This window comes from Archangium sp., assembly GCF_036388035.1.
Taxonomy (GTDB): Bacteria; Myxococcota; Myxococcia; order Myxococcales; family Myxococcaceae; genus Archangium.
Genome location: NZ_DASVSO010000071.1, coordinates 1 through 21687, shown reverse-complemented (window position 1 = coordinate 21687; position 21687 = coordinate 1). Strand labels below are relative to the sequence as shown.

Here is a 21687-nt window from a genome sequence, read left to right as displayed (position 1 = left end):
AAGCGCGATGTACACCCACCCCCCCTCTCCGTTCACCTCGCGCGCCGGGATGGCCGCACTGCTCCTGGCGCTCGTCGCCGGGATGCCCGCCCAAGCCCTCCCGGGCGGGGGCAAGACGCCCAGGAGCATCATCGAGGCGCAGTCCGACGCCCCACCGCAGGTGCGCGGCGTGGACGTGGAGGAGCACCTCGGTGAGCTGGTCCCGCTGGAGGCGCAGTTCACCGACGCCTTCGGCAAGCCCGTGCGCCTGCGCGACGTGCTGCCGCGGACCAAGCCGGTGCTGCTGACGCTCGTGTATTACAACTGCCCGCTGCTCTGTAACCTCGTCATCAACGAGCAGATCCGCACCATGCGCGAGCTGGGGCTGGAGCTGGGCAAGGACTACGAGGCGGTCGCCATCAGCATCGACCCGAAGGACACGCCGGCGCAGAGCCTCGAGCGGCGGCGGCGGCACCTGCAGTCCATGGGCAAGCCGGAGACGGCCCCCTGGCACTTCCTCACCGGGACGGAGGAGAACATCCGCCGGGTCGCCGAGGCGGTGGGCTTCAAGTACTCCTACGACGCGAGCACCCGCCAGTACGTGCACCCCGCCGTGGTGCACGTCGTCACCCCGGAGGGCGCCATGTCGCGCTACCTCTATGGGACGTCGTTCCGGCCCCAGGACATGAAGCTGGCCCTGGTGGAGGCGGCGGGTGGCAGGGTGGGCACGAGTTTCGATCGTGTCGTCCTGACGTGCTTCAAGTATGACACCGCCACCCGGCGGTACGGCTTCTACATCTTTGGATTCCTCCGGCTGGGCGCGCTCATGGTGTTCTGCGCGCTCGCGACCATGCTCGCCTACTACTGGAGGCGTGAGCTGAAGAAAGGCGCCGCAGCATGAACGAGTTGATGAACAAATTCCTGTTCCTCCCGGAGAGCGCGTCGACATTCGCGGAGCGGGTGGATCAGCTGCACTACTTCGTCGTCGGCGTGACGATGCTGAGCTCGCTCGTCATCGGCACCGCGGCGGTCTTCTTCTTCTTCCGCTATCGGCGGCGCACGCCCGCCCAGACGACTGAGTACGTGGTGCCGACGGTGAAGGCGGAGTTCATCTTCGTCGCGCTGCCGCTGCTCTTCTTCCTCACCTGGTTCGTCATCGGCTTCCGGGACTTCGTCTTCGTCATGACGCCGCCCAAGGACGCGATGGACGTCTACGTCATGGGCAAGCAGTGGATGTGGAAGTTCTCCTACCCGGAGGGCCCCAACGGGGTGAACGTGCTGCACGTGCCGGCCAACCGCCCGGTGCGCCTGCTCCTCACCTCGCGTGACGTCATCCACTCCTTCTTCGTGCCGGCCTTCCGCATCAAGATGGATGCGGTGCCGGGCCGCTACACGCAGACGTGGTTCGAGGCCACCAAGCCGGGCACGTACCAGATTCTGTGCACCGAGTACTGCGGCCTGTCGCACTCCAAGATGCTGGGCGAGGTCGTCGTGCTCGCCCCCGAGGAGTGGGACGCGTGGGTGAAGGAGCAGCGCAAGGGCAACCTGCAGAACCGTCAGGACGCCCTGGCGGACCTGAGCCTGGTGCCCCACACCGCCCGCATGGCGGAGCAGGGCCAGAAGGTGGCCGCCGAGGTGGGCTGCTTCAAGTGCCACACCGTCAATGGCGAGCCGCACATCGGCCCCACCTTCGTGGGCCTCTACGGCAAGCAGCAGACCATGCAGGACGGCCTGAGCCTGCGGGTGGACGAGGCCTACATCACCCAGTCCATGATGGACCCGGGGGCCCACCTGGCTGCGGGCTTCCCCAACGTCATGCCCACCTTCCAGGGCAAGCTGACGGGGCCCCAGACGGCGGCCATCGTCGAGTACATCAAGACCTTGCGCACCCCGGACATCCGCACGGGCGCTTCCTCTCAAGGACCTGTCTATGAGCCCATCCAGTAGCATCGCAGCCGAGCCGGGCGCCGTGCCCGTGCCGGATGAGCACCACGAGCACCACCCGAGCTACCTCACCGACGGCACCACGCTGAAGTCGTGGCTGCTGACGCTGGACCACAAGCGCATCGGGGTGATGTACCTCATCGCGGTCCTGCTCTTCTTCCTCGTCGGTGGCATCTACGCGCTGATCGTCCGCCTGGAGCTGCTCACGCCGGGTCCGACCATCATCGACGCGATGACGTACAACCGCGCCTTCACCATGCATGGCGTGGTGATGATCTTCCTGTTCATGATTCCCGCCATCCCGGGCGCCTTCGGCAACTTCATGCTGCCGCTGATGCTGGGTGCCAAGGACGTGGCCTTCCCCAAGCTCAACCTGCTGTCGCTCTACCTGCTGCTGGCCGGTGCGACGCTCGCCATCTGGGGAATGATCAACGGCGGCATGGACACGGGCTGGACGTTCTACACCCCGTACAGCACGCACACGACGACGACGGTGGCGCCCATCCTCTTCGGCGCGTTCATCATCGGCTTCAGCTCCATCGCCACGGGCATCAACTTCATCGTCACCACGCACACCATGCGCGCACCGGGCATCACCTGGTGGAAGATGCCGCTGTTCGTGTGGGCGATGTACTCCACCGCCTGCATCCAGGTGCTGGCCACGCCCGTCATCGGTCTGCTGCTGATGCTGGTGGTGGGTGAGAACCTGTTCCACTTCGGCATCTTCGACCCGGCCCGCGGCGGAGACCCGGTGCTCTTCCAGCACCTGTTCTGGTTCTACTCGCACCCGGCCGTGTACATCATGGTGCTGCCCGCCTTCGGCGTGATGTCCGAGGTGGTGTGCGCCTTCAGCCGCAAGAACGCGTACGGCTACCGCGCCATCGCGTTCTCCTCGCTGGGCATCGCCTTCGTGGGCTTCTTCGCGTGGGGCCACCACATGTTCGTGTCCGGCCAGTCCACGTTCGACGCGGGCGTGTTCGCGGTGCTGACGATGCTGGTGGGCGTGTTCACCGCCATCAAGGTCTTCAACTGGGTGGGCACCGTCTACAAGGGCGCGGTCGACTTCAAGACGCCCTTCGCCTACTTCTGCGGCTTCCTCTACTTCACCGTGTTCGGCGGCATGACGGGCGTGGCGTTCGCCACGGCGTCGCTGGACGTGCCCTGGCACGACACCTACTTCGTGGTGGCGCACTTCCACTTCATCATGGTGGGCGCGACCATCATGGCCTTCATGGCCGCCCTCCACTACTGGTTCCCGAAGATGTTCGGGAAGATGTACCACGAGGGGTGGGGCCTGGTGTCCGCGGCGCTCATCATCCTGGGCTTCAACGCCACGTTCATCCCCCAGTTCCTCCTGGGCAACGCGGGCATGCCGCGCCGCTACTACGAGTACCCCGAGCGCTTCCAGGCGCTCAACGTGGCCTCCACGGCCGGTGCCTCGCTGCTGGCCTTCGGCTTCCTCATCAGCGCCATCTACCTGACGTACGCGCTGGTGTACGGCCGCCGCGCCGCCTCCAACCCGTGGCGCAGCCACGGCTACGAGTGGCTGACCGAGTCTCCGCCTCCGACCCACAACTTCATTGGTCCGCAGCCCACGTACTCGGAGGAGCCGCACTTCTACGTGGACCCCAAGAAGGCCGAGGTGCCCGATGCAGTCTAGTCCCGCCGTCGCCGGTACGGCCGGCGCTCCTCGCGTGCCGCAGGTGGCCGCGCACTTCGCCTCGCTCGAGGTGCAGAACCACGCGGCCCGGCTCGGCATGTGGCTGTTCCTCGCCACGGAAATCCTGCTCTTCGCGGGCCTGTTCGTCTGCTACGCGTGCTACCGCTTCCTCTTCCCGGAGGCGTTCGCCGCGGCCAGCCGCCAGCTGGATCTGCTGATGGGCACCATCAACACCCTGGTGCTCATCACCTCCTCGTTCACCGCCGCCATGGCGGTGCACTACGCGAAGGAGGCGCAGAACAAGAAGGTGGTGGTGATGTTCGTGCTCACCATCCTCATGGCCATCGGCTTCCTCGTCATCAAGTACTTCGAGTACGCCCACAAGTTCCATGAGGGTCAGCTGCCCGGCCCGTACTACCGCTTCGAGGGCATCCAGCTGCCTGGGGTGTCGCTGTACTTCACCATCTACTTCCTCTCGACCGGCCTGCACGCCTTCCACGTCATCATCGGTATGGCGGTGCTGGCGTGGGTGACTACCAAGGCGATGAGGAACGAGTTCAGCTACCACAACTACACCGCCGTCGAGCTGGGCAGCATGTACTGGCACCTCGTGGACCTGGTGTGGATCTTCCTCTTCCCCATGCTGTACCTCATCTAAGGGAGCCCTCCGCACATGTCCGCGATGGCCAATGAGTCGTTCAAGGAGGATCGGGAAATGCGCGAGGAGCACCACTCCGGACCGGGCAAGTACCTGCTCATCTGGGGTGCTCTCATGGTGCTCACCGTCGTCACGGTGCTCACCGGTCGCATGCACCTGCCGGACTGGGGGCTCGCGCTCGCCCTGGTGATTGCCTCGGTGAAGGGCGCGCTGGTGGCGCTCTATTTCATGCACCTGTCCGAGCATAAGGGTGCCAACCGGCTGGTGTTCGCCACCTCCCTGCTGTTCGTGGTGCTGCTGCTGGTCTTCACGCTCTTCGACCTCGGCACCCGCTTCCGGCCGACCCTGCCCTCGGGCTCGACGCCGATCGAGTTCCCGGTGGAGACGCAGCAGTCTGGCGGCCGCTACGGCGGCGGGCTGAAGGCGCCGGATACCCACCCGTAGTCAGCACGTTTCCCTGAGGTTTCCCGCGGCGCCGAGGCTCACCCCCGGCGCCGCTTTTCTTTTGGGGGCCACGGCCATGCACCTCGTTCCCGCCAGTGACGACCAGAAGGCCCAGCGCGATGCGCTCACCTACGCGGAGTGGGGCCCGCTCCTCACCGTCGAGGGCTACGCCGCCCGGGAGCAACGCCTGCGCGCCCACCCCTGGGCCCGCGCGGACATGCGCACCTGGCTGCTGTGCTCCGAGGAGGGCGCCGTGCTCGCCTCCTGTGAGACGTTCCGCACCGACAGCTTCCTGCGCGCTCCCGGGGGCGGCCTCCTGCCGGGCGACAGCTTCGCCATCGCCAGCGTCTTCACCGAGGAGCGTCTCCGGGGCCGAGGGTATGCCACCCGGTTGATGGACCTGCTCGCCGCCGAGCTGGAGCGCCAGCCTCGCGCCCACGCCGCCCTCCTCTTCTCCGACGTGGGCCCCCGCATCTACGCGCGCTCGGGCTACCGGGAGCTCCCCGCCTGGGACTGGCACCTCTCCCCCGCTCCCGGTGCGCCCGGTGAGTCGGTGGACGTGCTCCTGGGGGAAGCCGACGTGGCCCGGGGCCTCGCCCGCCTGCGCCGCCCCGACGCCCCCTTCTTCTTCTGGCCCACGCCCCCGCAGCTTGACTGGCACCTGGAGCGCGGCCGCATCTACGTGGAGCACCTCGACTGCTCGCCTCCCGCGTCGTGTGGCGCCACCGTGGGCGACGCCACCGCCCTGTGGGGGCTCGTGGGCCGGAGCGCCGAGCTGACGGTGCTGATGCTCGATGCCCGCTCGCCTGGAGAGGCCACCGCGCTCCTCAAGGCCGCCCGGCGCGAGGCCTCACGCGCCGGCCTCTCCCGCGTGGTGCTCTGGGAGGAGCCCGGCCTCGCCCCGCTCCTGCCGCTCGTGGAGGGCGCCACCCGCGTGGCCCGGCAGGGCTCGCTGCCCATGGTGCGGCCCCTCCGCCCGGACCTGCCCCCCGCCCCCCTTCCGCCCGTGCCACGTGGGCTCTGGGTGTGATGACCCGCTAGGATGGGCGCATGGCCAAGCGCACCCGCATCATCGAGGGCACCTGGAACTGCACCTCCTGCGACACCCGGGACATCCCCGCCCGGCTTCGCAACTGCCCCTCGTGCAACAACCCGCGCGAGGAGACTGGCCAGGAGTCCGAATTCGAGTTCGGGGACGTCGATGCCGCCTCCGGCAAGGCCCAGCGCGAGGGCGTCACCGATGAGAAGGCCCTCTCCGCCTCCGGCGCGGGCGCGGACTGGTTCTGCGACTACTGCGGGGCCTCCAACCGCGGCGACACGCCCCTCTGCCGCAACTGCCGCGCCGAGCGCTCCGCCACCTCGCGCGCCCTCGTCGCCGAGCCCGAGCCCTCCGACGCGCCGCCACCACCTCCCGCGAAGAAGGGCTCCAGCCGCAAGTGGCTCTACGTGGGCCTGGTCCTGCTCGCCGTCTTCATGTGCTTCTTCTGGGGCTCGCGTACCCACGACGTCACCGGGAAGGTGGTCGCCACCGAGTGGACGCGCACCGTGCACCGCGAGTCCTTCCAGCGGGTGAGCAAGACGGGCTGGCGCGATGAGCTGTCCACCACCTCGCCGCGCATGCCCGTCAATGGCCAGGGCGAGGTGCCCGGCGTGGAGAACATCCGCGACTGCACCCGCCGCCAGCGCGGCACCCGCCAGGTGGCCGACGGCACCGAGCGCGTGTGCAGCACCAAGACGCGCGAGGTGCAGTGCGGCACCGAGGAGAAGTGCACACGCCAGAAGCTGGGCAACGGCTACATGAAGGAAGTCTGCGAGGACGTGCCCAAGTACTGCGACGAGTCCTACGAGGACTGCCGTACCCAGACGCGCTACCGCTCCGAGCCCGTCTACGACTTGAGCTGCACCTACGACACCTACGCCTGGAAGGAAGTGGACGTCCGCGAGCAGTCCGGCAACGACAGCTCGCCCCGCTGGCCCGAGCTCCCCGTGGGACGCAACGATCGGCTGCGCCGCGAGGAGAAGTACCTCGTCCGCATCCAATACGAGGACGACGGCGTGCAGAAGCACGAGCTCGAGCCCAAGAGCGAGGCCGAGTTCCTCTCCTGGAAGAACGGCCAGTCGGTCTCCCTCCAGGTGAGCAACCTCGGCACCGTGAGCGACGTGGCGCACGCGCCGTGAGAGGGTGAGGCTCCCCCATGGAATGCACCCGCTGTGGCGCCTGCTGCGTGGCGCCCGACATCGCCGCCCTCGACAAGCCCCTCGGCCTGCGCTGTCCCCACCTCACCGCCGACAACCTGTGCGGGGTGTATGACCGGCGGCCCCAGGTCTGCCGCGACTACCAGGCCGATGACTTCTGCCGCCTCATCGAGGCCCCCACCGTCGAGGAGCGCGTCCAGAAGTACCTCGCCCTCTTCGGGCTGACGGACGAGGCCGACGCCATCCGCCAGCACGGCTGTTCCTCCATGCGACAGGCCCGCCGCGGGTGATATCCCCCCGCCCGTGCCCTTCCTCCCCACCGAGCCCTTCGCCCCCGCGCACGGCCTCGCCTCGCCTCACGCGCAGACCATCTACGCCTCGCTCGTACGCCCCACGCACGCGCCCTCCCTGAAGCGCGAGCGCTGGGAGCTGCCCGACGGGGACTTCGTCGACCTCGACTCCTTCGATGGCACCCCGGGCGCTCCCCACGTGGTGACCCTCCATGGGCTGGAGGGCTCCTCGCGCGCCGGCTACATCACCGCCATCCTCCGCGGCGCCGCCGAGCGCGGCTGGGGCGCCACCGCCATCAACTTCCGCTCTTGCAGCGGGGAGCCCAACCGGCTCGCCCGCTCCTACCACTCGGGAGACATCGGCGATGCGCTCTCGGTGATGAAGCACCTGCGCGCGCGCCTCACCGGCCCCCTCTACGCGGTGGGCTTCTCGCTGGGCGCCAACGTGCTGCTGCGGCTGATGGAGGAGACGGGGGACCACTCGCCGGTGGACGCCGCCGCCGCCATGAGCGCGCCCTATGACCTGGGCGCCTGCGCGGACACGCTCGATGGGCCCGGCCCCTTCCAGCGCCTCTACCGCGCGCGCTTCCTGCGCACCCTCAAGCACAAGGCGCGCGAGAAGCTCCGCCGCTTCCCCGGCGTCTTCGACGGCCAGGCCATGGAGCGCGCGAGCACCATCCGCGGCTTCGACGACGCCGTCACCGCCCCGCTCCACGGCTTCCGCGACGCCACCCACTACTACGCCGAGGCCTCCTCGGGTCCGCGCCTCCACGCCATCCGCCGCCCCACCCTGCTGCTGAGCGCCAAGGACGACCCGATGATTCCCGCCTCCACCCACCCTCGGGACGTGGCGGCCAACCCCCACCTCACCCTCGTCGTCACCGAGCACGGAGGGCACGTGGGCTTCGTCGCCGGCAAGGCCTTCAGCCCCTCCTTCTGGGGCGAGGCGCAGATGCTGGCCTTCCTCTCCACCCGCAATGCGGACGCCCGACCGGTGTGAACCGGCCGGGCTCCGCACGGGCTCCCCTTTGCTGCCCCTACCCACCCCACCACCCCGCGGCGGGCGACCCATCCGCCCCCAACCCCATCCCCGTCGCCCCGCCGCGAGGCGCCCTGCGTTACCGCTCACCTTCCCCGTCCCACCCCATCCCGCGGTCCCGCCCCGTCCTGCGCACTGAGGCATGAGCACAAGTCGTGCCGAAGCTTCGGCCCAGGCAAGGCCTTCGTGATTCCAAGGGGTTGGAAGCGATATCGCCCTGGAGGGCAGGAGGTGGGGAGTCCACGCCCGGAAAAAACTCCCGGTTGGACGTGGATGGCGGGAAACCACCTCGGGCAGGAGGGAAAAATCTTGCCCACTCGCGCTACAACCGCGTCCATGGCCAGCCTTCCCCCCCGCGGGCTGTACCGCACCCGCCACGCGCTCGGCACGCACCTGCCCGCGAAGAGGGACACCTTCGTCCACTGACGCGGCCTGTCGGTTCGGCTGGGACCTCGGGGGAGCGTCTGCTCAGGCCTCGCCGATGGGCGGGCGCAACATGCGCAGCAGGTGCTGGGCGAGCAGGTCTCGCGTGGCCCGCTGCAGTTCGCCCAGGAGCATGTGCAGCCCCTCGGCCGAGCCGTCCCGCACATCCCGCACCCGCTCCTCGTTGCCGTCGAAGACGCGCAGGCGCCCGGGCACCAGGGTGATGAGGGGCTGGCGCGGGTAGCGCCGCTTGAGCAGCCCCAGCAGCAAGGGGTGGTCCTCGTCCGGCCGGCGCGCGTCCACCACCACCAGGGCCGGCTCGTCCTCGGCGATGGAGTCCAGGGCCTCGTCGGCGTCCGCCATGGCGACGACGGAGAGGTCCGGCTCCGCCAGGAGGCGCGAGAGCAGCTCCCGGGAGGGGCGGTGCGGGCTGAGGATGACGATGCGACGCATCATGAGGATGAAGGAAGGGTAGGCCCTTTGAGGCGCGAAGAGGATAGGCCCCCGAGTCTTTCCCTCGCCCCAGCGAGCCGGCGGCCGAGCCCTCCCCAGCTCCACCTCCGCCTGACTCCCGAATGGAGAAGCCTGGAATCCAGCCCATACGGGGATGACCCATAAGTGTTAATTTACAAACAAATCCAGGCTTTCCAGATATAAGGCCCCTGCAAGTTTCCTCCCTGAACAGCCTGCCGGCCGTCGAAAAACCCACCTCAAAAGTCATGCTCTGGCGCTGGCGCGAATATCGGGTTACTCCCGTCTCTCACCCGATGGCCACCGAGCTCCACTTCGATTGCGGCACGCTGGTGGCGCCCTCGCTGCCGGACGACGAGGCCCTGCGCGCGCTCTTCCAGAAGGACACGCGCACGGGGGTGTATCGGGCCGCGGCGCGCCACTACCGGGAGGTGGTGCTGCGGCTGCGCGAGCGGGGCCTGCCCTACGAGGACCGGGCCAGGCGTTTCGAGCCCCTGGAGGTGGCGCTGGCCAGCCCCATCGAGCCCTTCCCCCACCAGCAGGCCGCGCTGGAGGCGTGGAGCGGCGCGGGGGGGCGTGGGCTGGTGGAGCTGCCCACGGGCGCGGGCAAGACACTGCTGGCGGTGCTGGCCATCGCCCGGGTGAAGCGTCCCACCTTGGTGGTCGTGCCCACGCTGGACCTGATGGCGCAGTGGCAGGGGGTGCTGTCGCGGCACCTGGGCGTGCCGGTGGGGATGCTGGGCGGAGGGGTGAGCGACAGGCAGCCGCTGACGGTGACGACGTACGACTCGGCGGCGATGCAGACGGAGTTCCACGGAAACCGCTTCGGCTTCCTCATCTGCGACGAGTGCCACCACCTGCCGGCGCCCAGCTACCGCTTCATCGCCGAGGGCTCGCTGGCGCCGTACCGGCTGGGCCTCACCGCCACGCTGGAGCGCACGGACGGTGGCGAGCGCGTGTGCGAGGAGCTGCTGGGGCCGCTGGTGCACCGCACGGACATCCGCGAGCTGCAGGGGCGCTACCTGGCTCCGTACGAGGTGCGCCACATCGAGGTGCCGCTGACGCCCGAGGAGCAGGCGCGGCACGACGAGGCGCGGGGGCGCTACCTGGCCTTCATCCGCCAGAAGGGCATCCGCTTCGACGTGCCGGAGGGCTGGGCGCGCTTCCTCGCGGAGAGCCAGCGCACGGAAGAGGGGCGCGCGGCGTACCGGGGCTACCGGGAGCAGCGGCGCATCGCCCTCACCTCCAGCGCGAAGGTGGACGTGCTGTGGCGCATCCTCCTGGAGCACCGGGAGGACCGGGCCATCGTCTTCACCGACGACAACGAGACGGTGTACACGCTGGCGCGGCGGCTGCTGCTGCCGGCGCTGACGCACCACACGCCCGTGCCCGAGCGCAAGGCGCTGCTGGCCGCCTTCGCCAGTGGGGAGCTGCCGGTGCTGCTCACCTCGCGGGTCCTCAACGAGGGCGTGGACGTGCCGGAGGCGCGCGTGGGCGTGGTGCTCAGCGGCAGTGGCAGCGTGCGCGAGCACGTGCAGCGCCTGGGCCGCATCCTCCGCCAGCGCCCCGGGAAGCGGGCCCTCCTGTATGAGGTGTGCTCGGCGCAGACGGCCGAGGCCTCCATGAGCGAGCGGCGGCGCCAGCACCGGGCCTACCAGGAGGAGGGCGAGCTATGCTGACGCGCGAGCTGCTCCTCTTCCGGGTGCGCGACGGCAAGCTGCGCCCCACCTTCGTGAAGCGGGACGACCCGGGACTGCTCGCGCTGGCGGGCGAGCTCATCGCCGAGGTGGAGGCGGGGCTCGGGCACTCGCGCGACGAGGTGGAGGAGACGCTGGGCCTGCGAGCCGGCGCCTACGCACGGCCCAAGGTGGCGCGGGGGCTGGTGAAGCTGCTGGTGGATCGGATGTGCTTCGAGGAGCCCGCGGAGGGCATCTCCGAGGCACGCGCGGCGACCTTCCGCGAGGCGGCGCGGGTGCTGCGCGCCCTGCCCGCGGACGCGACGGTGGAGGGCTACGAGGCGCGGCTGGCCGAGGCCTTCCCCCGCCCGCTGCCCGAGCTGCGCGAGGCCTTGTATGCCGACCTGCCAGGTCACCGGAAGCTGCTGGAGTGGGAGGCGCTCTCGCCCGCGGAGTTGATGGATCGCTACAACCTCGCGCTGGCGCAGGGGCCGCTGTTCGACGCGCGCCGGCTGACGCTGCGGGCGCGGGCGCCGGAGCTGCTGCGGGTGCGCAAGGTGCTGCGCTGGCTGAAGTTCTGCCGGCTGGTGGCGGAGGTGCGACGCGACGGCGAGGACTGGGTGCTCGAGGTGGAGGGCCCGGGGGCCATGCTCGCGCTGCAGAAGAAGTACGGGCTGCAGCTCGCCAGCTTCCTGTCAGTGGTGCCCGTGCTGGAGCGCTGGCACCTCACGGCGGCGATCGAGAGCCCCCGGCGCCGGGTGACGCTGGTGCTGGACGAGAAGGATCCCCTGGTGTCACCGCACGGCACGGCGCTGGGCCACATCCCGCCCGAGGTGGCCACGCTGGCGCAGGGCTTCGACGACGCGGACTGGGAGCTGGACCTGCTGCCTCTGCCGCGGCACATGGGAGCCGCCGGGTTGTGTGTGCCGGACCTGACCTTCCGTCACCGGGAGTCAGGCAGACAGGTGGCACTGGAGCTGTTCCACGCCTGGCATGCGGGCCCACTGGCGCGGCGGCTGGAGGAGCTGCGCTCGCGACCGGATGAGGGGTTGTTGTTGGGAGTGGATCGGGCGCTGGCGAAGGGCACCCAGGAGCGCGCGGAGCTGGAGGCACACCCTCAGGTGGTGCTCTTCCATGGATTCCCATCGGCGAAGCGGCTACGCGCGAGGCTCTCACCGTGAGACAGACACCCTCCCTAACCGTTCTTCTGTCCCAGGTGCGCGGCCACGAGGCTGAGCACCCGGAGCGAGTTGCGATCCAACTGGCGGGCCCGGCGCAGCAGGCGGCGCAGCTCCGCGGGCTCACTGGCCTCGGGCGGCGGGGGCGGAGGGGTCCACGGGACGGGGTTCTCGGTGGCCAGCCCCAGGGCCTCGTCCGCGGACAGGGCCAGCACCGCACACAGCTTGCGGAAGGTCGGGACGCTCGGAAGCATGTTGCCCCGCTCGAGCCGCCCGTACACCTCGGTGGCGATGCCGATGCGCTCCGCCACATCTTCCTGTGTGAGGTTGAGGCGCTGGCGGGCTGCGCGTGCGCATTCCCCCAGCCTCGTTGCGAGCTTTTTTGCCATTGTCCCGGGACCCGAGTGGTTCACCGGTGGCAATATGACTCGGGAGGTTGGTTTCCCAGGACGACTGGGGTAGTATCTCCGACCGAGGACCCGTCACGTTACATGCCTGGTCCTGGAGGTCCCGGATGACCGCGGACGCCCTGCCCTCCTATCTTTTCGTCGACGAGGACCCGCTGCAACTCTCGGCCATGCGACGCCTTTTCCGCGATCTTCCCGGCACCAAACGCTCGGCCACCAGCGGAGAAGAGGCCCTGCAGATGGCGGAGCAGGAGCCGCCTTCGGTCGTCATCGCGGCGTACATCCTGCCGGGTATGGACGGGCTGTCGTTGCTGTCGGCCCTGCGTGCTCGCTCACCGGGTCTGCGCTGTGCCCTCCACACCACCCAGTGCCCCGCGCGCGACATCATCCCCCCTGACGTCACCGTACTGCTCAAGCCCTGCCCGCCGGAGCGGATGCGCGCCTTCGTCATGTCCGCGACGAGCGCCCCGCCAGGGTGAGCCGGGCCCGGCGCCTCACGGCTTGCCCGCCTCCTCCATCTTCTTGCGCAGGCTGAGCGGGCGCATGTCCGTCCACACCTGCTTGATGTAGTCGAGGCACTCGGCCTTGGTGCCCTCCTTGCCCGCGTCCTTCCAGCCGAGGGCGTTCTCACGATCCGCGGGCCAGATGGAGTACTGCTCCTCGTGGTTGACCACCACCTTGTATCGCTGGGTGTCCTCGGTGTCGCTCATGCCCTCCATTTCAACCCTGTTGAACCGCACGGGTCAATGGAGACGAGGGGCGAAGACACCGAGGGGTGGCGCGACCACGGAGGTTGGGTTGGAACCGCCGGGGGTGGCCGGAGCCCAGGACCTGTCGGGTCCTGGCCGGAAGGGCCCGAAAAACCACCTCCGAGAACCTGCCAGGAGGGCTCCCACGGCCGTGTGTCAGTGCAAAGCCTTCGGGGACGCCTGCACCGTGAAGATCAGGTCGTCGTGGTCGTCGAAATTGCCGCTGCTGCAGACGGAGGCGGGGCTGTTGGTGTTGGAGGAGTCGACGAAGCGGAAGTTCGCGCGCACGGCCTGCACGCCGCCCGCGGGCAGGGTGTACGTGGCGGAGAGGGTGTTGAGACCGCTGCGGCTCGGGGAGTACGTGCCGAGGAACGTCCACGAAGGGTTCTCGACGCTCGCCGAGTAGTACAGGTCCAGCTTGTCCTGCACGAGGGAGTAGGCATACACGGTCGCCTCGAGCTTCACCGTCTTGCCCGCGGCCAGGTTCGACCCGTCCGTGGTACTCACCGTGAGGCGCTCGATGGCCCGGTTCGCGAAGTAGCCACTCCAGGTGCCGTCCGCGCAGCTCGCGTTGAGCGTATTGGGCCTGTTCACCTCGGGGACCGAGTCGGAGCGCCCGTTGAGCAGCGAGCCCGAGTCACAGTTCGGGCCCACCTCGGCGCAGCCGGGCACCCTGTACGTCGCGTCGAAGGTCGCGGTCTTGAGCGTCAGCACACCGTCCTCGTGCGTGACGAGGCTCTCCACCGAGGGCAGGGCCGTGGGCGTGGAGAGGTCCGTGGTGTCTTCTCCACAGGCATTGAGAGCGAGCGACAACAGGGCAATGAACAGGGTTTTGCGCATGGGGAACTTCCTCCATCAACGTGAGTGCGACGACAGGTGGAACACACCGCTCCGACGGCGTTCCACGACGCACCTCGAGGTGTGTCAGTGAAAGGCTTTCTCTCGGGACCACCCGACCTCGGGTCGGTGTTTGATGAGGAAGATGTACAGCGGCTGTCGTTACGACGAAACTGGCATAATGTGGTTCGAAACGTTCGAGAAAATCGGCATGTGCTCCGAGCGCACTGGGGCCGAGCGCCTACCGTGAAACCTGACCCTGAAAGCGGGAGATGAGCCAGGAGGCGGCCGGCCCCGGCGGGCTGTCCGTCCGGTAGATGGCGTCGAAGCTGTAGTCCCCTCCCCTGCAGTCGGGCATGTCGAGGTGGACGAGGCGTCCGGATTCGAGGTCCTCGCGCACCATCGGCATCGGCATGTTGCCCCACCCGATCCCCTCTCTCAGCAGCATGTGCTTGGAGCCGAGATCGGCCAGCCGCCACGTCCGGGTGCCCAGGACGGCGAACTCCTTGCCTTGAGTGAGCGGCGAGCGGTCCGTCAGCACGAGTTGAACATGCTCGCGTCCCGCACCGGGGCGATTCCGCCTTGCCCGCGCCAGCGGGTGCTCGGGGGCCGCGACTGGAATCAGCTCGACACTGCCGATCCCGATCCGCTCGACCCCGGAGAGCCCCGCGTTGAGCGGTCCGCTGACGCCGAGCGTGGCCGAGCGTTCGAGCACCCGCTGCGTCACCGCGCCGAGCGCCTCGACGTGCAGGTGCAGCGACACCGTCGGAAACTCCGCCCGGAAGGACTTGAGCGCGTCGACCACGCGCGATGCCGGCAGCATCACGTCGAGCGCGACGCGGAGCTCCGCCTCGAGGCCCTGGAGCAGTCCCTTCACCTTGGCGCGCAGCCCATCGACGCCATTGGAGACAGTGCGCGCCTCCGCCAGCACCGTACGCCCCGCCTCTGTCAGCTGCGGCTTCCGGGTGGACTCGCGGTCGAAGAGTGAGACGCCGAGCTGCGCCTCCAGGTTGGCGATCGAATAGCTGATGACCGACGTCGCCCGCCCCAGCTGGCGCGCCGCCCCGGCGAAGCTGCCCACCTCCACCACCGTCAGGAATACTCGCAACTGGTCAAGGGTCGGCGTTCCGGGGTCGGAGAGCATGTCGATTTTCTCGAATGTTTCGACCCACCTCATACCAGCTTCGCACCGAGCACCACGTCCGCGGCGCTCTCCGTCACGGTTCAATAGACAACCATGGAATTCTTCGACACCTCCTCCGGGAATATTGGCGAAGGGCGTCGTTCTCCCGATGTAACCCGAGAGGAGAACGACATGTTCGTGCACAAGCTGAAGCTCGCAACCCTGGCTTTCGCCGTCCTCGCCCAGGCCGCCTGCGGAGGCGCCGAGCCGTCCGGAGCCGAGCCCGTGCCTGGCGCCGAGGAGGCCCAGGCCCAGAGCGGCCTCGAGTTCGAGCCCATTGCCTTCATCACCTGCGATGACGTGGCCCCGAACGCGGTCCTGTACGTGGGGAACGGGTACAGCATCCCGTTCACCGCGCTGCCCTACTCGAGCAAGAGCGGCAACGGCGCGTACTACTACAAGGGCTGCGGCCGCTACGTGGTGGACATCTACGTCGGTGACACCAAGCCCCCGCTGCCGTCCCCCTCGTACCTGCTGAAGTTCACACCGGCCGCGCATGACCTGCCCAGCTCGACGTCCGTGGGTGGCGAGCTGCCGGGCAACGCCATCGACTGCGCCGCCTACCGGCAGTCCCAGATCTTCTACAAGAAGAACGCCTCCAACACCTGGGACTCGCTGGGCTACAGCTCCATGAAGGGCGTGTGGAACGGAACCTCTTGCTCCCTCCAGACCACCTCCGGCACGAAGCCCTACCTCGAATACATCGAGAACACCGCCGACAACGGCTGGGCCATCTACCGCGTCGCCGTGGCCGTGAAGCTCCGGTCGTCGGGCCAGGAGGCCAAGGTCACCGTCTCCGAGGACTTCATCATCAATTAGCCCTGCCGCGCCTCCGCGGGCCCTCGGCGCGGGGAGAGCCCCTCTTCTAGATGTTGATGCGGGAGCTGACGGTCCGGATGTCCAAGCCCAACGCGGCGAACTCGGCCGCGTGGGCGCGCAGCAACGCCACGAGCCGGGGATGCACGTCATCCTCCTCGTTGGCCAGGATGAAGCCGTAGTGGGTCTTGGACAGCATCCAGGAGATCCAGAGCATCTCGGTGGCCTCGTCCGGCGACGGGGCGACGTCCAGGTCCTCCTCGGTCCCCAGGGAGCCCCCCTTCCCCCAGCGCAACCCCAGGCAGGAGTACAGGACCTCGCCGGCGTCTTCCCATTGGAGGTTGTTGGCCCAGGCGTGACGGAAGGTCGCGAAGAAGATGACGTAGCGGCACAGCTGCTTGAGCGCGTCCAGCTCGCCGGGTTGGGGGACGTCGGTATGGGTCACCGCGCTGACGGCCCGCGGCGGCGGCTCGGCGGCCTTCTCGTCCAGGTCCATGCGCTCGGAGCGCACGAACCACGGAGCGTCCTTCCCCGCCACCCGCGCTCGCAGATAGCGGCACACGAAGGCGGGCACCGAGTGGGCCACCAGGTCGTCCGAGAAGCGGCGCACTTCCAGCCACCGCGCCTCCACCTCGGCGCCGTGCTCGGCGAAGAAGGCGTCGACATGCTCCCCGAGCAACCGCCAGAAGAGCTGCGCGGCCCGCGCGTAGCGGTGCCCTTCGCACACCGGCTCCGCGGGCGCGAAGCCCCGCCAGTCGTAGCTGCCCAGCAGGTGCTGCAGCCGCGTCTCGATGCCTCGCTGGGTCAACGCACTGGCGCGGGTGATGTAACCGTTCGGGCCGACCAGAAACCCATTGGCGGAATGGTTGATCAGCACCACCTCCCGCAGGTGGGGCATGAGCAGCCAGCGGAGGGGACTGTGCCTCAGGTGGCGGTGCGCGGCGATGGCGTACTGCTCGACGTTGAGGTGGCACTGCCCGAGGTGGTTGCCCAGCTCGGTGTCCAACGTCGCGCTCACCCGGGCCATGCGCTTGGCGGCCTCCCAGTCGGCGCCATCCGCTGGCGTGAAGGATCGGCGCGTTACGGGCGCGCCGGGTGCCGTCACCCCGGGCTCCCTCAGCCCCAGGCTGATGCGCATGGGCAGTACCCGGCCGTCCACCAGCCGCAGTCGCACGTCCACATCCGGGAGGCAGTGGACACCATCCTGTTCATACGCGTTCCAGGGGAAATAGAGCCGGAAGGCATGAGGATCGCCGGGCAGCTCGGGGTCTCGGTCCAGGAGGGTCGCGAACATGCCGTTGAGCAGGCGTTCGCCGAAGAAGGCATCGCCGCGGGAGGATCCCGGCGCCTGCCGCTCCATGCGGACCGTCATCGACTCGGGGTAGTCGGCCTGCATCCTGGCCAGACTCGGGGCCAGACCCATGCGGATCTGCGCGAGGTGCTGGCGTTTGACGAGCTCGATGGGCGCAACGGCCTTCAGCATCGCCAGGGAACGCCCCGGTGCGTAGGCCGTTGGTGGAGTGCCCTCCTCGGTCACGAGCAGCCGCGCCAGGGGCGTCGTCGGATCATACTCCCAGTAGGGCAACCGGAGGGTGCCGAAGTCGTAGTGCAACCCGCCGTGGTCGTCGGGAGCTCGCTGCGTGCCGATGCGCCGCCAAGTCTCCACCACCCGCCCGTCCTTGCGGAAGGTGTGCTGGGGCTCGAAGAGGCGAAGCTCCAGATCCGGCACATCCCCCAGCCCCGCGTCGGCGGGATCGTAGCGGAGTTCGAAGAATCCCTCGCCGTCCGTGAAGCCCTCGCCCAGGAAGTCATCCGGAGCACCGGGGTCCCGGTCCCACAACTCGACCCGAAGGTGGTGCAACGGGAGGGCACCCCGGGGGCCCTCCTGCTCGAAGAGCAGACGACCGGTCGCGACGGCGGGCAGCGTCGCGGGGTCCCGGATGGCCCGGGAGCGGCGCACGCGCGGGGCCAGCTCGCGGCTGACAGCCCTGCGCTCCTCGGAGCCCAGACTCGAGTACCACCTGGCCAGCTCCTCGGCCTCGAGGAGGTCCGTCTCGACGTCTTGGGTTTTGAAACCCCACGACGACAGCAGGCGGCGCAGTGAAGCAGGCATCATCCGAGACCCTCGGCCCTGTAGATGTGTGGGGAAAGTAGCACGGTTGCAGGTAGCGCTCGCGCCGTCCTACGGTCTGGACCCGGCATTCTGAGGGAATCCATGACTATCGAGTACACGCTCAAGATTCGCACGAGCACACGGTTCGGGGCGGGGACGAACGCCACGATCTCCGTCGTCCTGGTCGGCACGCACGGCGAGAGCCCGCGGCACACGCTGGACAAGCACTGCCACGACGACTTCGAGGCCGGGGCGGAGGGCACCTACACGCTCCAGGCCCAGGATCTCGGCGAGCTGCTCATGCTTCGGTTCACCAACGACGACGGTGGCGTCGCGAGCGACTGGCTCCTCGATTCCGCCCGGGTCACCACGGGCGAGCGGAGCTGGTACTTCCCCCACTTCCGGTGGATCCTGAGCGGCCAGACGGCCGAGATCCTCGAGGGCAAGGCGCGGCTGCCGCAGCACGTGCACGACGAGCGCGAGGCGACGGCCCGTCTCGCGCAGCTCGAGGGCCGGCGGCGGATGTATCCCTGGCGCTCCGCGGAGGCGACCGCGGGCCTGCCCGGCGCGCTCGACATCAGCGAGGAGCGACCGCTCCCGAAAGACGAGCTCTACCGGGGCCTGACCGATGGCAGCTACGAGGTCGTCATCGCCAGGACCCTGGCGACGCTCAAGCTGCACATGCCCGTGCTGACCAACGCGTGGAATGGGCTGGTGGACACCTTCGACCTCCTCAAGAGCCTCGAGATTCCCAAAATCGCCCAGCGGTGGCAGGACGACCACGAGTTCGCGCGACAGGCCGTCCAGGGGATCAGCCCCGTCCACATCCAGTCCATCACCGCCCTGCCGAAGGGGCTCCCGCTCTCGGATGGCGACCTCCGTGGCCTCCTCTCGCCGGGCAGCACCCTGGCGCAGGCCCTCGCGGCGAAGCGGGTCTTCCTGATCGACTTCGAGGTCCTCGAGGACATTCCGATGTTCCGGAAGACCGACGAGGACGGGGTCGAGGAGCAACGCTGGGCGCCACCATCCCGGTGCCTGCTGTACCTCGACGACACCCGTCAGCTCCGGCCGATCGCCATCCAGCTCGGCCGCGATCCCGAGAGGGATCCGGTGTTCACGCCGAATGACAGCGAGCACGACTGGCTCGCCGCGAAGATCTACGTCCGCTGCAGCGAGGGCAACACCCACCAGATGGTGGGGCACGCGCTGCGGACACACTTCGTGGCGGAGCCCTTCGTCCTGGCGACGATGCGCAACCTCCCGGCGCCGCACCCCGTCTACAAGCTGCTGCGTCGCCACTTCCGCTACACGCTCGCCATCAACGAGGGCGCGCGCCAGGGCCTGCTCGCCGAGGGCGGCGTGTTCGACGACCTCATCGCCACCGGGGGCCCTGACAAGGGTCACGTGCGGCTGGGCAAGAAGGGCTACCAGCACTGGAAGCTGACGGACAACAAGCCTCGGCCGGACCTCGAGCGCCGCGGCGTCCTGGATCCGGCGGTCCTCCCCTACTACCCCTACCGGGACGACGCGCTGCCGCTGTGGGACGCGATCGAGGAGTACGTCGGCGGCGTGCTCGGGCACTTCTACAAGTCCGACGCCGACCTCGTCGGCGACACCGAGATGCAGGCCTGGTGGACGGATCTCACCGAGCGGGGGCTGCCCGTCGACAAGCTCCCCTGCGCGAAGCTGACGCGTGTCGCGGACCTCGTGGACATCCTCGCCACCGTCCTCTTCACGGTCAGCGTTCAGCACGCCGCGGTGAACTACCTCCAGTACGAGCACTACGGTTTCGTGCCGAACGCGCCCCTGTGCATGCGCAAGGCGCCACCGCGCCAGAAGGGGACGCTCGGGCCGGGCGACATCGCGGAGATGATCCCGACCCAGTCCCAGACGCTCTGGCAGATCTCCATTGGACGAGCGCTCTCCAGCTTCGGAGAGGATGAGGAGTACCTGCTCAACGAGGGGGGATGGCGCGAGAACTACTTCAAGGAGCCCGAGCTGGCCGCGATCCTCGAGCGCTTCCACGGCCGCCTGCGCACCCAGCTCGAAGCGGTGAAGGCCCGCAACGCGAAGAGCGACATGCCCTACACCGTCCTGCAGCCCGACAAAATCCCCTGCGGGATCACCGTCTGACGCGTCCCGAGGAACGCTCCCTTGCCCAACCTGCTCTCTCGTAGCCTCTTCAATCTCTTCTTCGGGGCCAGACGCAAAGCCATGGCGTCCCTGCGCGGGCCGCAACCCGGCGTGCTCGGCACCCTCGGAGACTTCATCGGCCAACAGCCCTGGGACGTCTGCGCACGGTATGGACGCGAGTATGGAGGCGTCACCCTGATCTGGATGGGTCCCAACCCGGGCCTGGTGCTCAACGACCCCGCGCTCATCGAGGAGGTGCTCGAAACCCGCCGGACCGAGTTCGAGAAGGGCTCGATCAGCGAGCAGGTCCGGCCCACCGTGCTGGACTCGGTCTTCATCGCGAAGCAGAGCGAGGACTGGGCCCCCAAGCGCAAGACCGACCCCCTCGAGCAACCGTGGTCCGCGGACTGGCTGGCCGCTCAGGTGGGCCCGATGCAGGCGACGGTCACGCAATCCGTGGAGGCCCTCCTCGAGGAAGCCTCCATCGATCTCACGCCGGCGCTGCGCCGGCTGACCTTCGACGCCTTCGCGGTCGTCACGGTCGGCGAGCGGCTTCCGTCCTCGGTATTCGACGACTTCATGCTGATGGCGAAGGGGGCTGACGCTCGAGTCAAGGCGAACATCCCCTTGAGGTTCGTCTCCGCGCCCAAGGGCTTCGAGGCCGCCCGGGAGCGCTTCTACGGGCACTTCGCCGAACGGGTCAGCGCGGCGCGCCGGGCCCCGAACCTGAACGCGGTCGACCTGATGGCACGCACGCTGCGCGAGGAGCCCGGCATCGACGACCAGAGGCTGGCACGCATCCTCGGGCAGTTCTTCTATGGCGGCGTCTTCTCGGCGAGTACCACGCTGGTGGGCGCGTTCCACCAGCTCCAGAAGTACCCCGCCGCCGAGGAGCGGCTCGCGGCCGAGGCCGCCTCGCTGGCCGAGGGGAAGCTGACCTTCGAGCGACTGCGCGACGCGCGCTGGGTCGAGGCCGTCGCGTACGAGGCGCTGAGGATTCTTCCGGCGGTTCGCGTCTTCACCCGCACGCCGGCCGTCGACACGCAGCTCGCCGGAGTCCGGCTGCCCGCGGGGGCGATGATCATGATCTCGAATCAGCACCTGCACCGGGACCCCGCCCACTGGCCCAACCCGGAGACCTTCGAGCCCGCCCGATGGCTCGACGGCGGCGTGGCGCGAGATCCCCTCGGGAGCGGTCACTTCTTCCCGTTCGGCCGTGGCCCGCGAGCGTGCGTGGGGGGAGCCTTCACGATGGTGTACCTGCAGACGGCGCTCGCGACGATCGCCGCGCGTGCGAAAGTCCACGTCGACTCGACGGAACCCTTCGAAGAGGGCTTCTTCTTCGGAGTGGTCCTCCCGACGGGTGTGACCGGGAGGCTCAGCTCGCGCGGCGCCCGTTCCAACGCCGCCGTGGAATCCGCATGAGGGACGTGAGCCCCCACCTTCTGGCGAGGTGACCATGTAGGTGGGCCTCCACGGCCTTTCTCCTCG

Annotated in this window: 21 protein-coding genes; 15 read left to right on the top strand and 6 right to left on the bottom strand. The window is 68.8% G+C overall.

What is annotated here, in order from left to right; all coding sequences use genetic code 11:
• Positions 1–7 precede the first annotated feature (7 nt).
• The 9 genes from VF697_RS03080 (at position 8) to VF697_RS03040 (ending at position 8171) form a co-directional block, all read left to right on the top strand.
• Complete coding sequence (locus tag VF697_RS03080; protein ID WP_331091964.1) at positions 8–880, top strand: SCO family protein; 873 nt, start codon at positions 8–10, stop codon at positions 878–880.
• Positions 877–1926 (top strand): cytochrome c oxidase subunit II, encoded by a 1050-nt coding sequence (coxB, locus tag VF697_RS03075; protein WP_331091963.1) that lies wholly within the window; start codon positions 877–879, stop codon positions 1924–1926. Before VF697_RS03080 ends, coxB begins: the two co-directional genes overlap by 4 nt.
• A complete protein-coding gene (locus tag VF697_RS03070; protein ID WP_331091962.1) occupies positions 1910–3583 on the top strand; it encodes a cbb3-type cytochrome c oxidase subunit I in 1674 nt (557 codons plus the stop codon). Before coxB ends, VF697_RS03070 begins: the two co-directional genes overlap by 17 nt.
• Positions 3573–4241 carry a cytochrome c oxidase subunit 3 family protein gene (locus VF697_RS03065; RefSeq protein ID WP_331091961.1) on the top strand — a complete coding sequence of 223 codons (669 nt, stop codon included), beginning with the start codon at positions 3573–3575 and terminating at the stop codon, positions 4239–4241. Before VF697_RS03070 ends, VF697_RS03065 begins: the two co-directional genes overlap by 11 nt.
• 15 nt (positions 4242–4256) lie before the next feature.
• Positions 4257–4685: a cytochrome C oxidase subunit IV family protein gene (locus tag VF697_RS03060; protein WP_331091960.1), complete on the top strand. Its 429-nt coding sequence runs from the start codon at positions 4257–4259 to the stop codon at positions 4683–4685.
• A 76-nt stretch (positions 4686–4761) separates the two neighbouring features.
• Positions 4762–5715, top strand: a complete 954-nt coding sequence (locus VF697_RS03055) for a GNAT family N-acetyltransferase (protein WP_331091959.1) — start codon at positions 4762–4764, stop codon at positions 5713–5715.
• Between the two features lie 20 nt (positions 5716–5735).
• A complete protein-coding gene (locus VF697_RS03050) occupies positions 5736–6863 on the top strand; it encodes a hypothetical protein (protein WP_331091958.1) in 1128 nt (375 codons plus the stop codon).
• Positions 6864–6880: 17 nt separating this feature from the next.
• Positions 6881–7171, top strand: coding sequence for a YkgJ family cysteine cluster protein (locus VF697_RS03045; protein WP_331091957.1), 291 nt, complete (start codon positions 6881–6883; stop codon positions 7169–7171).
• Positions 7172–7184: 13 nt separating this feature from the next.
• Positions 7185–8171: a YheT family hydrolase gene (locus VF697_RS03040; RefSeq protein ID WP_331091956.1), complete on the top strand. Its 987-nt coding sequence runs from the start codon at positions 7185–7187 to the stop codon at positions 8169–8171.
• Between the two features lie 507 nt (positions 8172–8678).
• On the opposite strand, the gene VF697_RS03035 is transcribed toward VF697_RS03040, so the two are convergent.
• Complete coding sequence (locus VF697_RS03035; protein ID WP_331091971.1) at positions 8679–9086, bottom strand: DNA-binding response regulator; 408 nt, start codon at positions 9084–9086, stop codon at positions 8679–8681.
• Between the two features lie 314 nt (positions 9087–9400).
• On the opposite strand from VF697_RS03035, the gene VF697_RS03030 reads away from it, so the two are divergent.
• Together VF697_RS03030 and VF697_RS03025 are read left to right on the top strand one after the other, a co-directional pair.
• On the top strand, positions 9401–10783 hold the full coding sequence (locus VF697_RS03030) for a DEAD/DEAH box helicase (RefSeq protein ID WP_331091955.1): 1383 nt from the start codon (positions 9401–9403) through the stop codon (positions 10781–10783).
• Positions 10777–11961: a DUF790 family protein gene (locus VF697_RS03025; protein ID WP_331091954.1), complete on the top strand. Its 1185-nt coding sequence runs from the start codon at positions 10777–10779 to the stop codon at positions 11959–11961. Before VF697_RS03030 ends, VF697_RS03025 begins: the two co-directional genes overlap by 7 nt.
• Positions 11962–11975: 14 nt before the next feature.
• Here VF697_RS03025 and VF697_RS03020 read toward each other — a convergent pair whose 3' ends face one another.
• Complete coding sequence (locus tag VF697_RS03020) at positions 11976–12347, bottom strand: helix-turn-helix transcriptional regulator (protein WP_331091953.1); 372 nt, start codon at positions 12345–12347, stop codon at positions 11976–11978.
• Positions 12348–12472: 125 nt separating this feature from the next.
• Here VF697_RS03020 and VF697_RS03015 point away from each other — a divergent pair, with 125 nt between their 5' ends.
• Positions 12473–12844 carry a response regulator gene (locus VF697_RS03015; protein WP_331091952.1) on the top strand — a complete coding sequence of 124 codons (372 nt, stop codon included), beginning with the start codon at positions 12473–12475 and terminating at the stop codon, positions 12842–12844.
• Between the two features lie 15 nt (positions 12845–12859).
• Here VF697_RS03015 and VF697_RS03010 read toward each other — a convergent pair whose 3' ends face one another.
• The 3 genes from VF697_RS03010 to VF697_RS03000 all read right to left on the bottom strand — a co-directional run bounded on the left by VF697_RS03010 (position 12860) and on the right by VF697_RS03000 (position 15128).
• On the bottom strand, positions 12860–13084 hold the full coding sequence (locus VF697_RS03010; protein ID WP_414641231.1) for an MbtH family protein: 225 nt from the start codon (positions 13082–13084) through the stop codon (positions 12860–12862).
• Positions 13085–13270: 186 nt separating this feature from the next.
• Entirely contained in the window at positions 13271–13954 is a 684-nt protein-coding gene (locus VF697_RS03005) for a hypothetical protein (RefSeq protein ID WP_331091950.1), read from the bottom strand.
• A gap of 238 nt (positions 13955–14192) precedes the next feature.
• Positions 14193–15128, bottom strand: a complete 936-nt coding sequence (locus tag VF697_RS03000) for a LysR family transcriptional regulator (RefSeq protein ID WP_331091949.1) — start codon at positions 15126–15128, stop codon at positions 14193–14195.
• Positions 15129–15266: 138 nt separating this feature from the next.
• On the opposite strand from VF697_RS03000, the gene VF697_RS02995 reads away from it, so the two are divergent.
• Positions 15267–15953, top strand: a complete 687-nt coding sequence (locus tag VF697_RS02995; RefSeq protein ID WP_331091948.1) for a hypothetical protein — start codon at positions 15267–15269, stop codon at positions 15951–15953.
• A 46-nt stretch (positions 15954–15999) separates the two neighbouring features.
• Here VF697_RS02995 and VF697_RS02990 read toward each other — a convergent pair whose 3' ends face one another.
• Positions 16000–18066 carry a lipoxygenase family protein gene (locus VF697_RS02990; protein ID WP_331091947.1) on the bottom strand — a complete coding sequence of 689 codons (2067 nt, stop codon included), beginning with the start codon at positions 18064–18066 and terminating at the stop codon, positions 16000–16002.
• Between the two features lie 99 nt (positions 18067–18165).
• On the opposite strand from VF697_RS02990, the gene VF697_RS02985 reads away from it, so the two are divergent.
• Together VF697_RS02985 and VF697_RS02980 are read left to right on the top strand one after the other, a co-directional pair.
• Positions 18166–20196: a lipoxygenase family protein gene (locus tag VF697_RS02985; RefSeq protein WP_331091946.1), complete on the top strand. Its 2031-nt coding sequence runs from the start codon at positions 18166–18168 to the stop codon at positions 20194–20196.
• Between the two features lie 21 nt (positions 20197–20217).
• Positions 20218–21621 (top strand): cytochrome P450, encoded by a 1404-nt coding sequence (locus tag VF697_RS02980; RefSeq protein WP_331091945.1) that lies wholly within the window; start codon positions 20218–20220, stop codon positions 21619–21621.
• Positions 21622–21687: the final 66 nt, after the last annotated feature.

Bases quoted from the DNA above. Each gene is read 5' to 3' on its own strand.
- VF697_RS03080 (WP_331091964.1), top strand. From the start codon at position 8: ATGTACACCCACCCCCCCTCTCCGTTCACCTCGCGCGCCGGGATGGCC.
- coxB (WP_331091963.1), top strand. From the start codon at position 877: ATGAACGAGTTGATGAACAAATTCCTGTTCCTCCCGGAGAGCGCGTCG.
- VF697_RS03070 (WP_331091962.1), top strand. From the start codon at position 1,910: ATGAGCCCATCCAGTAGCATCGCAGCCGAGCCGGGCGCCGTGCCCGTG.
- VF697_RS03065 (WP_331091961.1), top strand. From the start codon at position 3,573: ATGCAGTCTAGTCCCGCCGTCGCCGGTACGGCCGGCGCTCCTCGCGTG.
- VF697_RS03060 (WP_331091960.1), top strand. From the start codon at position 4,257: ATGTCCGCGATGGCCAATGAGTCGTTCAAGGAGGATCGGGAAATGCGC.
- VF697_RS03055 (WP_331091959.1), top strand. From the start codon at position 4,762: ATGCACCTCGTTCCCGCCAGTGACGACCAGAAGGCCCAGCGCGATGCG.
- VF697_RS03050 (WP_331091958.1), top strand. From the start codon at position 5,736: ATGGCCAAGCGCACCCGCATCATCGAGGGCACCTGGAACTGCACCTCC.
- VF697_RS03045 (WP_331091957.1), top strand. From the start codon at position 6,881: ATGGAATGCACCCGCTGTGGCGCCTGCTGCGTGGCGCCCGACATCGCC.
- VF697_RS03035 (WP_331091971.1), bottom strand. From the start codon at position 9,086: ATGCGTCGCATCGTCATCCTCAGCCCGCACCGCCCCTCCCGGGAGCTG.
- VF697_RS03030 (WP_331091955.1), top strand. From the start codon at position 9,401: ATGGCCACCGAGCTCCACTTCGATTGCGGCACGCTGGTGGCGCCCTCG.
- VF697_RS03025 (WP_331091954.1), top strand. From the start codon at position 10,777: ATGCTGACGCGCGAGCTGCTCCTCTTCCGGGTGCGCGACGGCAAGCTG.
- VF697_RS03020 (WP_331091953.1), bottom strand. From the start codon at position 12,347: ATGGCAAAAAAGCTCGCAACGAGGCTGGGGGAATGCGCACGCGCAGCC.
- VF697_RS03015 (WP_331091952.1), top strand. From the start codon at position 12,473: ATGACCGCGGACGCCCTGCCCTCCTATCTTTTCGTCGACGAGGACCCG.
- VF697_RS03010 (WP_414641231.1), bottom strand. From the start codon at position 13,084: ATGGAGGGCATGAGCGACACCGAGGACACCCAGCGATACAAGGTGGTG.
- VF697_RS03005 (WP_331091950.1), bottom strand. From the start codon at position 13,954: ATGCGCAAAACCCTGTTCATTGCCCTGTTGTCGCTCGCTCTCAATGCC.
- VF697_RS03000 (WP_331091949.1), bottom strand. From the start codon at position 15,128: ATGAGGTGGGTCGAAACATTCGAGAAAATCGACATGCTCTCCGACCCC.
- VF697_RS02995 (WP_331091948.1), top strand. From the start codon at position 15,267: ATGTTCGTGCACAAGCTGAAGCTCGCAACCCTGGCTTTCGCCGTCCTC.
- VF697_RS02990 (WP_331091947.1), bottom strand. From the start codon at position 18,066: ATGATGCCTGCTTCACTGCGCCGCCTGCTGTCGTCGTGGGGTTTCAAA.
- VF697_RS02985 (WP_331091946.1), top strand. From the start codon at position 18,166: ATGACTATCGAGTACACGCTCAAGATTCGCACGAGCACACGGTTCGGG.